Genomic DNA, 13,380 nt, shown 5'->3' with positions numbered 1-13,380 from the left:
TATAATTTGCTATTAGTATAAGATTATTTGACTTATAATATTGACTAAAATTGCTATGAAAATGTACAAAGTTGACATTTTTATAAATAGATATATATTTGCACACCAATGCTTAATATAAAAAATATTTTTACTAAAATCAAACCTAAAAAATTTATTACCAAAATATCTACTACTTATTCATTTGAAATAAATCCTAAAGAAATTATGCCTTTCTCTAAAATTACCTCTAATTTTCTATTAGTAAACATTCCTTTGCCAATAATCACCCTAAAAATAATCAAAATCATACTTTTGAATTACTTTTCATTTTCCCTTTGAATTATTATATCAACTGATATTCAGCTATAAATCAAATAATATAGAACTTATAAAATATTTATGTTTTAATTATTAATGAAAAGGAAAAGGCTTATATACAAATGATGTACTATTTAACAATAATATAATTCTATTGAACTTTTATAAAGATAGGCTAGTAATTTACTTAAAACATGTTATTTTTAAGTCTTTCTAGAATTATTTAATAACCGCTTTTTTTAATAAAAAAGCAATCTAGACAACAGGGGAAATGATAAATACATGCAATTAAAGACAAAGTATTTAGCTTAAGTTTGCTTTTGAGTTTTATTAGTTGTAATTTAATACTTAATGGTGAACTTAAAGATAAATCCGTTAATTTACCTGATAAAATTTACTCTACATTGGAAACTAATAAAGAAACTATTGAAATGCTTCTAGCAAAAATCAAAACAATACTACTAAAAAGTCAAGTGGTAAAGGCTCTACATCAAGAAATAGAAAAGCTATAAAAAAGTTCAAGAGCCTCTATGCTTGATGGTATTTTAAGCAGTCAAGAAGAGCATTTGTCACACTCTGTTGGAAAAGTAGTGAAATTTCAGCAGGTATAGTATAAGTGGCTTTGCTGGGGGGTACTCTTAGGAAACACAAATTACTTAAGTCTCGGTGGCACAACACCTATTGACATTAATTACAATTCATATCCGGGCACAGTTTTGGAAGTACTTCAAACAACAATTCTCTTCAATAAGTACAATTGAAGAAAGTCTAAATAATGCTACACATCTTACTACTAATAATTTTGGTTACCAAAAAGAACAGCAAGCAAAGATAAAATTATATAAACTTAAAAAAGACGTAAGTTCTTTAATTCCAAAAGTTCAAGAAAGTAATAAAAATGCCTATAAAGCATACGAAGAAATAGAATTTATAAAAACATACCCCCAAAGACCAAAATGAGTGAGAACAAACTTGACGATACTATTGATGCTAGATAAGTTTACCTTTAAAGTTAAGCACTTTAAATAAAAATTACTAAGATAGGCCACAAGTAAGCCTATCTTTACTGTTAATACATATATTCGTTTTTAGAGACTAGAATACAATTTATAACAACAAGATAAAGGACCTTATGTATAAGAGACGGCTATCTTAATAACACCACCTAAACAATTAACTTTTGACCATAGAACTTATGATAAGAATTTATATTATACAGAATACCATTGATAGAAATATCTTCAGCTGGTGCTGCAACATCAGAAATTGAATCTTTAAGTCACAATATTTTACTTTGATTTATTACTACTTAAGTTAAATAATGCTATAAAAAGTTTCGTTTATTATGCAACATTAAGCTTATCTTGTAGTTTGTATGTTCATTTCTGATTAAATAATCGATAAACTCATTATCTCCCCTCTTAATGCTTCTCTCCTCGATACGAAATTCTCTCTGCCTGAACTATTCTTGTGTCACTAACCATATAGTCTCAATAGGCTTTAAAAAGCCTTTGTCTAAACCTTATATTCCTGATTAACATGTTCTCTTTTTCGGGCTCAGTATTCACAAAGCATATCCCTATAAACCTTTAAAATAATCTATTAGTATCTAAATAATTAAACCTAAGAACATTACATTTACTTAAATAAATCTATAAAAGCTCCCTTTTTACAGGAAACTCTTATTTAAAAAACTAATGTTAGAATCTACTTAAGTACCTTTTTTATCTCTTTAACTCGCTAGAGAAGATTTTGCCTCCTCAATGAGTTCTTCTATATCTCTTTTTTGCCATTGCTTCATTAAGCTTTGTAGAAGAAGATTCTAATTGCCCTAAAGAATTTTCTGCATATCGTTGTGCTTCTCTGGATAATTGTACTGACAAATTACTGTTTTACTCTTCTAAAGGAGTAACCTACACGTGACTCACTCTCTAACCTCTTGGTAATAGCTGCTTTTAAAGTTTTTTGTGCTTCTTCAAACAAGCATTTTGCAGATATTTGCTCATTAAGTCCACTATCAACTTGAGTCATAAGCATATCAAGATTAGACCTCTCCCCACTTAACCTATTTTGCAATTGAGTTAGTTTTCGTATCTTGTCTCTATTGTTATTAGAACTTCCTTTCTGTAATTCTCCTCTTTCTCCTTGGACTTTTGCGATTATATCATAAAAATCTGATTCTAGTTGTTTATATTTATCTTTAAGCTCATGTGCATTCTTAATTAATTGCTGGAATCCAGAATCTCCAAGAGCACGTTCTACCTCTTTAATTGCCTTATCCGCTTCCTTTTCTTCTTTAGTACTTGGAATTAAATCTTTTTCTTCTATTTCTATCGTTTCTTGTTGAGGATATTGCAATATCGGAATAGAATCATTAACAGATGCTACAGGATCGCCCTGAACCACTTGACGTACTTCTCCTTCTTCCATATTTTCAACAAAATCTAATTACTCTTCTTTACCTTATCTTGATTTCCTTTTCTAAAGTCTAGACCTTTCTCATCTTTTTTCTTCATATATATGTTATTTAATTTAAATTACAAAATAAATCTTGTAGAATAGTGGGATTATTTTTTCTGTGCCACTTAAAAGCAGTACAAAGCTATTTTACTAAGCAAACATATAATAAAGAATAAAAAAATATAATCTTAATCTAAGCACTAGGAAAGCAAATAAAGTCAAGATAAAAAGATAACCTTAAATAACATCAGAAGCTAAGAGCATAGTGCTCTTAGCTTTCTATTTATTGACTTTATTTTTTCAGTTACTTACATTTTAATTAAAATTAAATCTTATAATAATATTTAAAATTATTTATACCTTAGTTAAGGTTTAACAGGGGTCGCTGGCTTAGCAGGAGCAGCTGTAAGCTCTTTAATTGCAGTTTCTACTGCATCGTTAGCATCCTTTAACAACGCATCTATTTCTGTATTCAACTTACCAAGCTCTTCAGCTCCTTTATCTTTTGCGCCATTTTTTCGATCTATAGCTTTTTTTGCATCATCACTCTTAGCAGCAGCCTTACCAAGATCACCACTTGCTCCTTTTACTTTCTCTTTAAACTTATCACTTGCGCTCTTAACAGCAGTAACTTTGGCCTTAAGGCCAGCAGAAAGTCCTTCTTGATTCTCTAATTGTCCCAATTTAATATTTACAGCCGATATTACACTATGTACTCCTGCAATTAACGATCCATTTTGATCAGCTTCATCAGCAAGACCACCATTAGCATCAATTTTTTTCCCAATAGCTTTAGCAAGCTCATCTATTGACTTAACTAAGGTCTCTACTTCTTGAACACTTGCAGCAAAAGTAACAGCGTTTTTTATATTTGCACTTATTTTTGATAAATCAAGAACTGTTCCATCAGATTTAGTTACTTCACCCTTTTTAAGCTCTGGGCCTCCATTATTACAAGATATAAATAAAAATAAAGTCATTAATATCGCACTTAATGTATTCTTCTTCATTATTATGTGCCTCCTTACTAACATACATTAATAGTGCAAAAATTTTACTTTTCAAGTTTTTAAAAAAAATCATAGAAAATTTCATAAATAATTTTGCAAATAATTCTACAAAACAAAAATATTATCAATATCTATACAAATCTACATAAATAATTCAAGCAAAAATATAACTAAACATCAATAAATCTCAATAAAATTACACTCGATTTACATAATACATTCAACTCACATCCCAAACAACTTTGTTAGCTGCACAAAGAATCAATTACAAATATGTATTAAATCTTATAATGTCCACAACACATTAGAATAAATGGGCAAGATAAATTAATAAAATCCCTATATAACTATACACAATTTAAAGTAATGAAATACTGTACATAACAGTAAGTTTAATAAATAATTAGGCGGCCATATTTCAAAATATTTATAATGCAACCTGAGACTAAATATACTATTTACAAGTAATATCCTAAGTCGATTTACAGACAAATTAACACTTTAAAGGAAAAAATAATTTCTCTGTAATTAAATTAAACACAATTATAACTTTATTAAAGTTTCATTAAATTTTAATTTAAGATTATTAATCTTGTTTTTCAAATTTATTAAAGTATAATGTTTAAAAGATATCATAATGATTATTTACAAAAACTATAAATGATACGTAAACAATATACTATATATAGTATTAAAAGGAGGGGATATGTCATTTTCTTTCAAGAATTTTAAATTAACAAAAATATCATTAATTTTTTTATTTGCAGCGTGTTCTTCCTTAAAAGTTGAACATGATGAAATTAACAACAAGGCAAGAATATATCAGTATTTAAGCAAAAACTTCGAATTAAAAGGCGTGGTTGACTATCAAAACAACACAACACAAATATTTTTATATACTAAAATAAGAAACCACAGTATAGTTAAACAAACTCCATTAACACTACCAGATGGCACTAAAATAGAAGGTAAAACAAGCTATGAATATGATAGTAAAGCTCCTCTTGGCAAATGGGTTAACGCTTCCTCTTTTAGCTTAAACAAAGCTATATTAAAGAAAGTACTAAATGAAGATGAACATGTATATAACAAGGAAGACATTAAAGTTCAAGTTGGCCTAGAAACATTAAAAATCAATAAAGCCAAAATTAGGGAATTCCTATCAAAATTGAACGCAATTGAAAAGCAACATACCCGAAAGCAACATCCTGACAAATAAAATACTCAAAAACAATAATCAAAGCTTTAAAATTAACGACATATCCTTTAACGTTAGTTTTAAAGCTTTTTTATTATCCTTATCAACTAATAAACTTATATAACCACTTACTCATAAAAGAATCACTTTAAAGTAAGATCAATATAGACTTTGAAACAAAGTTTTCAAAAGAAACAAGAAAATTTAATACAAAAACCAATTTATTAATCGAAGAATAAACATATAAAATATGAGCTATACAATAACACAGTATTTAAACTCAGCACTATATATAGAATGGAAGTCAAAAACAATAATGACCTTGTGTAAGAAATTTAAAATCTTCATATTTAAATTAAATTAATATAAATGACAAAGGCTACCTATCGTAGCCAACCTATTATTCTAATCAAACAATAAGAGTGAGACTTAAAATCTCAGTCTATAGGATAATTATAAACTATTTTATTTTTTTGTAAAGTCTTTTTTGAAAGTTTTTATGCTATTTAAAAAAACATCCTCAAGAACCCATTATTAAAACTTGATAAATTATCAAACCAATATAAATACCCAATTAAAACACAATAGGGTTATTGTACTGTTAAAGTATTATATCTATCGCGCATCTTATTAAAAAAATCTTTTTCATTTTTGTATATTTCTTTAAGCAAAAAGCTAGCAAATTTTGTATTGAATTTGTAAAAATGAAAACTCTCTTCATCATCTAGTTGAAACCTTAAAGGCCTTAGGGGATTGACATTACTTTTACTAATGATATTATTATTTTCCAGCACCTTAATTGCATAATCTACTCCTCTACTTAAAATCAAATCATAATCAATCTTACCACTATCAATTCCTGTAACTAACTTAATATACCTATATATGGAAGTTTTTGCTATTTTGTAACTCTTAATAAAAGCTGTAAAGCTTTTATATCCATCAAGAGCATAGTACTTGCTCTCATTAATTTCTTTCAAAATTCTAGCTGTTTCTATTTTATTATAAGATTCTTCTTTTATTAAAATCTTAAGCTTTTCTTTTAATTCTAAATATCTCTCTTCTCTCGTCCTATTTAAAGTCTTAACCTTGCAAACTTCTAAATCAATTCTTCTAACTATCTCTATTTTTCTATTCTTATTCATAGTATACCTCATCAATTCAGTTCCAAATGGAACGGGTGGTTCCATTTGGAACTGGTCATTGATCACTAATCTTACTTAAAAAATTTTCCAATATTCCTTGATAAGCTTTGTAATAGTCCTCATTTGGATTAAAATTACTCCTATGAAAAATAGTTTTTCTCAAATTATCTCGCTTTGGAACACTTCCTAAAAAATTTTCCTTATACTCACTCTCAATAAATTCTTTTAATTCTTTATCTATGTTCTGCCTTTCAATTAGGTTAGTTACTAAATAAAACGTTGGCAATTCACTTCTAAATATATCTCTTAATCTGTTAGTTATTAAATCTAAACTCTCAATCGCCCACTGATCAGTTGGCAAAGGAATGACAAGGTAATCAGTGATTATTAAACTATTATTAAGTAAACTTCCTAAAGTAGGGGCTGTATCCATAATGATAAAATCATACCTATGTTGTATATAACTTAAAAATACTTTAAGCAGACTTTCTTTTAAAGATATATTTTCTTCATTAAACTGACTTAGGGTCAAATGACTTGCTATAAAATCAATATTCTCATTGATCTTTACAACTGAATTTTCAATATCTAATTCCTTTTTTAAGACTCTGTATATATTTACTCTCTTTATATCTATATTTTGACCCTTTAGGAGATTAATATAAAAACTCGTACTACTGGCTTGTGGATCTAAGTCAATGAGTAGTATTTTATACTTTTTATTTGCAAGAATATTGCTAAAGAACAAAGCTGTTGTACTTTTTCCGACACCGCCTTTAATTGAGGCTACAGTAATTATTTTTGGTTTTCTTCTATCCACCTTAATATTCCTTTGTCTTTAAGATATTCTTTTCCGTAAAATTGGTGTACTTCTCTTTCCAACTTTAGAGTTCTGTCTAATAAGCAATTATAGAAAAGCTTTTCTCTATTTTTTACTCTTAGCAGTGTGTGTAAACTTCTTAGATAACAAAAAACACTTCCCTTTTTAAATCTAAACTCAATGTAAGAAATTTTTGTTAGTTTGGATATTTTTTTTACCCCATTTTCCTTATAATTTATGATAAATGGTTTTGGTAACTTTGTAAATCCATAGTAAATTCCTATGAACTTATCCCCTTGTCTCATGTGAAACAAGTGAAGACTTTCGTACTTATTAGGATCGAAAACATTTCTAAAACACAGCCAGAATTTACCCTTATTTGGTCTTGCTTCGAAATTATTTATCATGCTGAAAATCTTTGTGTGATACATTTTTTTATAATCTTTGTCTTCAATTTTTTTAAAAAAGTTTTCACCCTTTCGATTCAGTTCCAATTTTCTTGCTATTAATTTTGCTTTTAACTCGTGTGTTGCTTTTTCCACTTTTTCCTATTTCCTTAATTAGAAATTAATAGTTTCGTTCTCATTACGTTCGTTATTAATTCGCTTGCTTTTATCATTCCATTTGGAGCATCTATGTAGTTCATTTTTGGTTTTCTTATCTTTTCTTGATCTTGATATAAGTTCTGTGCTTTAGTTTTGTTTTTGTCTTTAAATTCTCCTATTATCATGTTGAAATCCGTTTTTATATTTCTCTTTGACATAAACCATATTTTGTTTCTTTTTTTCTTAAGTATCGTCTTAAAGAAACTTACTGCATCATTTCCATTATATTCTCTTAACTCTTCCATAAAATCTTTTAGATTCCATAGCGTATTTTTGTAGCTTATCTGTTTTTTTACGATGGTTCTTATTTCATTGAGGTCTTTCTTTTCTATTTCTTTAAATTTTTGTAATATGATTCTTTCTAAGTTCTTCTCTTTGTTTTTGAAATCCTGAAAGTTAGAGTTCTTATATTTATAATATTTACTTTCTATATCACTTAATAGATGTGAAAATATTTGATGTGAAATTTTGAATTGTTGATTTTGTTCTTTCAATTTGTATTTTTTAATAACATTGTCCCTTGCTTGATCTATGTTTTTTTTCCTTTGCATGAAATAGGCTTTGCTTATTGCTTTATTGGCGATTTTTTCAAGGGTTTTGTTGATTATGTAGTAAGTGAAACTACCATTGTTTTTTCCAAGTGGATTAAAATCTGTTTTTAATAGACCGATTTCCTCAAAGTTTTTAATATCGCTTTGTATGGTCCTTTTTGTTACTTTTTTAAATCCTTTTTTTTCTAAGATTGAATTTACCATCATTACAACATTTCTTAAAGAATACCTTCTCTTATTTTTGAAATAATTGTGTTGCAACTTTTGAATTACCCAAAACACCTTTAATCTTCGATCTACTACTTTGTTAAATGGCATCTTGCTGATCTTTTTTTGTCTCATTTTAAACTCCTATAGTTTGATCTTTATCTTTAAAATGCTAATGATATTTTAATTAAATGTTAGGAAAAAGTAAAGCCTTTAAATAATATATTCATACCTTAAATTTGTTTTATTTTGATAGTCGTAAAATTATGTTGTTCTAATTTGTGAATTATTTGCTATATTGTTAGGTAGATATTCTTCCTTAAGAATAGGTAGATTTTATAACGAGGGATTTTTGAAAATAGTTTACAAGATTTTTTTACCTTTCATTTTCATATTTTGTTCCTGCAATTTTGATACTGCATCAAAATTTTTTCTTTCTCTAGAAAAAGCAATAAAATTGGAAATTTCAGGTTATGAATGTTTGGGTCGTAATAAATTTAAAACTTACGTTCATTATAAAAAGTATTTTGACTCTGTTAAGGATATTAACGGTTATTCTTATTACTTTATATTGGACAAAGACATGAAAAGTATTGTTATGCAGATAATTTTGTATTCAAAAGTAGCAGGTTTGTTGGATTATAAATTTGGGTTTATTTTTGATTTTGGCTTTAAGTTTGATTTTTTTAATGTTGTTTCCCCCGATTCGTTTGAGTTTCAAGTTAAAAAAATCTTTAAAAGAGAAACTGCCTTAAATAGTGATCTTGATATAGATAAGAATGTACAAGTTTCTGCTTATACTTTTAGTTTAGAGCATATAAAAAAGATTAATCGTGAATTTGAGATTAAAAATCATGAAAATGATATTAATTCAAGTACAGGTGAACTTATGTACTTCGTGGGAAGTTCTAAATATTCTACTTTAAGAGAAGCATATATTGTTCTCTATTACTATGTTTTTAAGGCCATTGAGAGATTTATGCAACAATAAGAGCTATTGGTGGTTTATTATTATAGATTTTGTTTAGGCATTTGTTTAACAAATTGTTTTTTATCTTTAGTTATTTCTGTTTTAGAAGTTAGTATTAGTTTAAAGAGATGTTCTTATTGGTTTTTCTTGCTATAATTTGTTTAGTATGTCGTTGAAAGTTAATATAAAAAAAGAGCTTGAGTGTTTTAGAAAGAACCTGGAAGAAATATATGTTAAGTATTTGAAGTATGAGATTTCATATTCTAAATTAAATAAAAATCTAAGTATTCTTGCTGAAAAACATAAAAATATTCTCTTAAGGAAGGACAAGTTTACTAATCTTTCAATCATATTAAATCTTTCTAAAACCCGTAAAATAATAAAGGAATATATCAATCTTTCAGTGATTGAGGAGATAAGACAGAAAAATAAGCTTTTGTTTTTTTGGGTTCCTAAAGAAGTAAAGGCACTATCTAATATCGATATAAAAGATTTATGTAAAATTGAGGAGTTGATGGTTGCTAATAATATTTTAGGTAGAAAGGTTTATTTCGAGTCTTTCCTAAGCTTGTTTAAAAGTCCTGAATGGTTGAATAATTATTCACATCATTATAAGATTTCAAAAATTAATAGCTATAGAAAAGAGCAAATATCGGTTAAGATAAACTTAAAGACTTATATTGAGATAATAAATATCTTGTTGACTCAAAAAAGGGATATTAGGTTAAAGTTTTATGGGGTATTAATGGCAACTGGACGGCGTCCTGTTGAAATAATGAAAGTCTCTAAATTCTATGTTGAAGATAGTGAACATATTCTTATGAAACATATTGCAAAGAAAAAAGAGCATAATTTAATTCATGAAATTGTTTTTCCCACTTTTGCTGATTCTCAATTGATTATTGATGCAATAGAAGAGATAAGATATATGGAAAGAACAGAAAAACTTTCGAAAGAGATTATATCTTCAAATCTTGCTTATAGTTATAATAGACTGTTTCGTAAGCTCTTTGAAAATATATTTGAACCTGAAGAGTCAGTTTATTTTTGTAGAAGGCTTTATAGTAGATTTTCTTATCTTGCATTTGCTCCAAAGAACATGGAGCTAAATTTGTGGATAACCACGGTTTTAGGACATGAGCATGATGATATAATAACGGCTTTTCATTATAATCGTTATGTTTTAGAAAACTTGGATGATCATGCTGATATTGATTTGCTTAAATTGATTAAAAGACGAATATACGCCTATGTTAGGAGAAAGGCCACATATTCTGTTATTACTATGCAAAAATTAAATCTATTGATAGAAGAGTGTGGTGTTATGGATGATAATTATGTTAAGACTTTACATGTAATTAAAGATCTGATGAACGAAAATGGTTTAGAGGAGTTGGAAATGCTAAGGGGGTTTAATGTTAGAATTCGTAAGGCTTTCAAGCAAAAATATGGTTATAATTATAACTATGCAAAGCTTGGTGAGTATTTAGCTGTAATCTTTGGATATGATGTTTAAGGACATTGTAAAAATTGTTTTTGCTTTTATGGTCTGATATTCAATTAATTTGGAGTATTTTTAAAATAACCTGATTTGTAATATATTTGTTAATTGTATGGACACTGGATTTCTTTATTTTTTTAAGAAGGCATTAAGTGCCGATGATAATAGAATGATTTATGTTTCTTATCTTTATGATAATTTGGTTTCAATTCAACCGATGCAGGATTGGTTAAAAGTTGATTTTAGAGACTCTAAGAGGGGTAAGAAATATTTTTTTCTTTTTAAGAGAAGTAAATTAAATGGAGAATTTATCTCTTGTAATTTTTTAAGGACGGAAACTAATTATGGGCTTGACATTAAATTTTCCGATGGCAATCTAAATATTTTTTGTAAGGATAAAAAGTCATTGGATTTTCTGAAGTTTAAAGTTGAGCATTTCTTTAAATCTAATTCAAAGACTCTTAACTTTGCAAATAAGGGTAGCAATAAGGCAAAAATTGGTAAGATGAAAGTAATCAAGGGGTAAGATTAGTAAAAATATTAATAGTAGGAACTGAAGTTCTTGAAATTGAAGGGGTACCTTTCATCTAAGATTTTTTTTTCAATTTTTTCAATTTTCGAATAACCATTGCCTTTTTTTAAGGTGTTTTCAAATAATTCAATTTGTTCTTTATTGTTAAAAAAAGCTACTATTTCAACTTTGCCATCGTCTAGATTTTTAACAAATCCTTTGATTGCTATTTTAGTTGCGATTTGTTCTGTAAAGAACCTAAATCCTACACCTTGTACTTTGCCAGAAATGAAGTATTGATATTTGTGCATAGTCTTGTCCTTTTTTGTAAAATGTAAGAGGAGGGGATTTTAAAATACCTCTCCTCTTGTTGATAGTTTATATTCTTAAATATTTCTTAGGCATTGATGAAAATTTTATCCATTTCCATTCTTATGTTGTCAGATAATCCTCCAAATATAATCTGGACACTATTCCCCTTTTTAAGCATTCCGCTTGCTCCAATGGATTTAAAATAAGTGACGGGCTTTACTAATTCTATTTGATTTACATTTATTCTTAATCTTGATGCACATGCGTCAAGGTATGTGATGTTGTTTTTGCCCCCAAGTCCTTCTAGTACTTTTCTTGCAGTTTCTGATATTTCTGTTTTTTGTGAACTTGTGTTTGTAATCTTTTCCTCTTCTTCCTCACGCCCCGGTGTTTTTAGATCGAATTTTATAATTGCAAATTTGAAAATGTAGTAGAATCCTATGAAGTAAAATATTCCAATGATAGGAATCATTATCCAAGTTGTTTTACTGTTGCCTTGTAGTATGCCAAATAGGAACATATCAATAAAACCACCAGAGAATGTTAATCCAACCCCAATATTGAAAATATGTCCTAATAAATGGGCAAGTCCAAATAAAGGAACATATACAAGATAGTAAAGAGCAGGAGCTGCAAAAATGAATGCAAATTCAATAGGTTCTGTTATTCCTGTTAGCATTGATGTGAAGCTAGCTGATAATAATAGAGAAGCTGTGTTTTTTTTATTTTCATGCTTAGCAGTATGATACATGGCAAGAGCAGCTCCAGGTAATCCAAAAATCATTACTATAAATTCACCACTGAAAAATCGTGTTCCTTTTGCAACTTCAAAATGTATAGTATCAGGATCTGAGAGTTGTTTAAAGAAGATATTTTGTGCCCCTGAAACCAATTCTCCATTAATTTCCATTGTTCCACCCAAAGATGTTTGCCAGAATGGCATGTAAAATATGTGGTGGAGTCCGAAAGGTATTAAGGATCTTTTTATCGCTCCATATGCGAATGAACCGAAATAACCAGATTTTTCTATGATATTTCCAAATGAAAACATCATTCCTTGAATGAATGGCCAAATGCATGTTAAAATTATTCCTACTATAAACATTACAAGTGTGGTTATGATGGGAACGAATCTTGATCCTCCAAAAAATGCTAGAAATGTTGGTAGTTGGGTATTATGCAGTCTATTATGAAGCATTACTGCAATAAATCCCGCTACCATTCCTCCCATTACGCTCATTTGAAGAGAAAAGATCCCAAGTACATTTGTATATTCTTGGCTTTTTGCGATTGCCTCTGCCTCAGGTATTCCAATTGCTATTAATGCTTCTGCATTTACAGTTGAGGGATTAATACCTTGAATAGATAAAACCCCATTTATAGTTTGATGCATGACTAGAAATCCTACAACCCCAGCAAGAGCCGCTGTTCCTTTTTCAGCTTTTGCCAATCCAATTGGAATTGCTACTGCAAACATTAAAGGTAAGTTTGCAAAAATTACTTCACCTGTATATTTCATTAAAGACAGTATTGAACTTACTAAAGTACCCTCTCCAAGTATTCTTTCAATGCCATAAGCTTGAATCATTGTTTTGTTGGTAAGTGCACCACCGACCCCTAGTAAAATCCCAGCTATTGGTAGAAGAGCTATTGGTAACATAAAAGCTTTTCCTACCTTTTGTAATGTTGTAAATATAGATCCTGATGATGTTGACATAACATCTCCTCCCTTAAATTGTTATTAAAATTTAATATAATTAACATTTTTAATTATATTATCTAATTAATAT

Annotated in this window: 15 protein-coding genes; 6 read left to right on the top strand and 9 right to left on the bottom strand. The window is 28.3% G+C overall.

The genetic code is table 11. The features are described from left to right. Positions 1–614: 614 nt before the first annotated feature. Together bhYOR_RS06540 and bhYOR_RS06535 are read left to right on the top strand one after the other, a co-directional pair. Positions 615–812 carry a hypothetical protein gene (locus bhYOR_RS06540; protein WP_025434402.1) on the top strand — a complete coding sequence of 66 codons (198 nt, stop codon included), beginning with the start codon at positions 615–617 and terminating at the stop codon, positions 810–812. A 154-nt stretch (positions 813–966) separates the two neighbouring features. Then, on the top strand, positions 967–1,260 hold the full coding sequence (locus tag bhYOR_RS06535) for a hypothetical protein (RefSeq protein ID WP_025434403.1): 294 nt from the start codon (positions 967–969) through the stop codon (positions 1,258–1,260). 800 nt (positions 1,261–2,060) lie between these two features. On the opposite strand, the gene bhYOR_RS08170 is transcribed toward bhYOR_RS06535, so the two are convergent. The 3 genes from bhYOR_RS08170 to bhYOR_RS06525 all read right to left on the bottom strand — a co-directional run bounded on the left by bhYOR_RS08170 (position 2,061) and on the right by bhYOR_RS06525 (position 3,770). After that, positions 2,061–2,183, bottom strand: coding sequence for a hypothetical protein (locus bhYOR_RS08170; protein WP_281506154.1), 123 nt, complete (start codon positions 2,181–2,183; stop codon positions 2,061–2,063). A 1-nt stretch (position 2,184) separates the two neighbouring features. Then, positions 2,185–2,730, bottom strand: coding sequence for a P12 family lipoprotein (locus bhYOR_RS06530; protein ID WP_247088529.1), 546 nt, complete (start codon positions 2,728–2,730; stop codon positions 2,185–2,187). 395 nt (positions 2,731–3,125) lie between these two features. Beyond that, positions 3,126–3,770: a Vsp/OspC family lipoprotein gene (locus bhYOR_RS06525; protein ID WP_025434338.1), complete on the bottom strand. Its 645-nt coding sequence runs from the start codon at positions 3,768–3,770 to the stop codon at positions 3,126–3,128. A 706-nt stretch (positions 3,771–4,476) separates the two neighbouring features. On the opposite strand from bhYOR_RS06525, the gene bhYOR_RS06520 reads away from it, so the two are divergent. After that, positions 4,477–4,989 carry a hypothetical protein gene (locus bhYOR_RS06520; RefSeq protein WP_025400224.1) on the top strand — a complete coding sequence of 171 codons (513 nt, stop codon included), beginning with the start codon at positions 4,477–4,479 and terminating at the stop codon, positions 4,987–4,989. Positions 4,990–5,558: 569 nt separating this feature from the next. Here bhYOR_RS06520 and bhYOR_RS06515 read toward each other — a convergent pair. Genes bhYOR_RS06515 through bhYOR_RS06500 form a run of 4 tightly spaced genes read right to left on the bottom strand, consistent with a single transcriptional unit; the run spans position 5,559 to position 8,431 of the window. Further along, positions 5,559–6,113: a chromosome replication/partitioning protein gene (locus tag bhYOR_RS06515; protein WP_025434339.1), complete on the bottom strand. Its 555-nt coding sequence runs from the start codon at positions 6,111–6,113 to the stop codon at positions 5,559–5,561. A gap of 55 nt (positions 6,114–6,168) precedes the next feature. Continuing rightward, entirely contained in the window at positions 6,169–6,933 is a 765-nt protein-coding gene (locus tag bhYOR_RS06510) for a ParA family protein (protein WP_025400226.1), read from the bottom strand. Further along, positions 6,909–7,475 (bottom strand): DUF226 domain-containing protein, encoded by a 567-nt coding sequence (locus tag bhYOR_RS06505; protein ID WP_247088528.1) that lies wholly within the window; start codon positions 7,473–7,475, stop codon positions 6,909–6,911. The genes bhYOR_RS06510 and bhYOR_RS06505 overlap by 25 nt, the downstream gene beginning before the upstream one ends. Positions 7,476–7,489: 14 nt before the next feature. Further along, positions 7,490–8,431 (bottom strand): plasmid maintenance protein, encoded by a 942-nt coding sequence (locus bhYOR_RS06500; protein ID WP_247088526.1) that lies wholly within the window; start codon positions 8,429–8,431, stop codon positions 7,490–7,492. A gap of 217 nt (positions 8,432–8,648) precedes the next feature. Here bhYOR_RS06500 and bhYOR_RS06495 point away from each other — a divergent pair, with 217 nt between their 5' ends. The 3 genes from bhYOR_RS06495 to bhYOR_RS06485 all read left to right on the top strand — a co-directional run bounded on the left by bhYOR_RS06495 (position 8,649) and on the right by bhYOR_RS06485 (position 11,293). Beyond that, positions 8,649–9,287 (top strand): hypothetical protein, encoded by a 639-nt coding sequence (locus tag bhYOR_RS06495; protein ID WP_025400229.1) that lies wholly within the window; start codon positions 8,649–8,651, stop codon positions 9,285–9,287. A 145-nt stretch (positions 9,288–9,432) separates the two neighbouring features. Next, positions 9,433–10,782, top strand: a complete 1,350-nt coding sequence (locus bhYOR_RS06490; RefSeq protein ID WP_025400230.1) for a protelomerase family protein — start codon at positions 9,433–9,435, stop codon at positions 10,780–10,782. Positions 10,783–10,879: 97 nt separating this feature from the next. Beyond that, entirely contained in the window at positions 10,880–11,293 is a 414-nt protein-coding gene (locus bhYOR_RS06485; protein ID WP_025400231.1) for a hypothetical protein, read from the top strand. Between the two features lie 14 nt (positions 11,294–11,307). Here bhYOR_RS06485 and bhYOR_RS06480 read toward each other — a convergent pair whose 3' ends face one another. Both bhYOR_RS06480 and bhYOR_RS06475 read right to left on the bottom strand, forming a co-directional pair. Continuing rightward, positions 11,308–11,589, bottom strand: a complete 282-nt coding sequence (locus tag bhYOR_RS06480) for an acylphosphatase (RefSeq protein ID WP_025400232.1) — start codon at positions 11,587–11,589, stop codon at positions 11,308–11,310. A gap of 86 nt (positions 11,590–11,675) precedes the next feature. Then, positions 11,676–13,307 (bottom strand): PTS transporter subunit EIIC, encoded by a 1,632-nt coding sequence (locus bhYOR_RS06475; protein ID WP_025400233.1) that lies wholly within the window; start codon positions 13,305–13,307, stop codon positions 11,676–11,678. Positions 13,308–13,380 lie beyond the last annotated feature (73 nt).

It is taken from the genome of Borrelia nietonii YOR (genome assembly GCF_023035795.1).
In the GTDB taxonomy this organism is placed as follows: domain Bacteria; phylum Spirochaetota; class Spirochaetia; order Borreliales; family Borreliaceae; genus Borrelia; species Borrelia hermsii.
The sequence above is the reverse complement of the archived record's forward strand: the minus strand, read 5'-3'. Positions and strand labels throughout refer to the sequence as shown.

Excerpts from the sequence above, each read along its gene's own strand:
- bhYOR_RS06515 (WP_025434339.1), bottom strand. The coding sequence starts at position 6,113 with ATGAATAAGAATAGAAAAATAGAGATAGTTAGAAGAATTGATTTAGAA.
- bhYOR_RS06475 (WP_025400233.1), bottom strand. The coding sequence starts at position 13,307 with ATGTCAACATCATCAGGATCTATATTTACAACATTACAAAAGGTAGGA.
- bhYOR_RS06525 (WP_025434338.1), bottom strand. The coding sequence starts at position 3,770 with ATGAAGAAGAATACATTAAGTGCGATATTAATGACTTTATTTTTATTT.
- bhYOR_RS06530 (WP_247088529.1), bottom strand. The coding sequence starts at position 2,730 with ATGGAAGAAGGAGAAGTACGTCAAGTGGTTCAGGGCGATCCTGTAGCA.
- bhYOR_RS06485 (WP_025400231.1), top strand. The coding sequence starts at position 10,880 with ATGGACACTGGATTTCTTTATTTTTTTAAGAAGGCATTAAGTGCCGAT.
- bhYOR_RS06500 (WP_247088526.1), bottom strand. The coding sequence starts at position 8,431 with ATGAGACAAAAAAAGATCAGCAAGATGCCATTTAACAAAGTAGTAGAT.
- bhYOR_RS06490 (WP_025400230.1), top strand. The coding sequence starts at position 9,433 with ATGTCGTTGAAAGTTAATATAAAAAAAGAGCTTGAGTGTTTTAGAAAG.
- bhYOR_RS06520 (WP_025400224.1), top strand. The coding sequence starts at position 4,477 with ATGTCATTTTCTTTCAAGAATTTTAAATTAACAAAAATATCATTAATT.
- bhYOR_RS06480 (WP_025400232.1), bottom strand. The coding sequence starts at position 11,589 with ATGCACAAATATCAATACTTCATTTCTGGCAAAGTACAAGGTGTAGGA.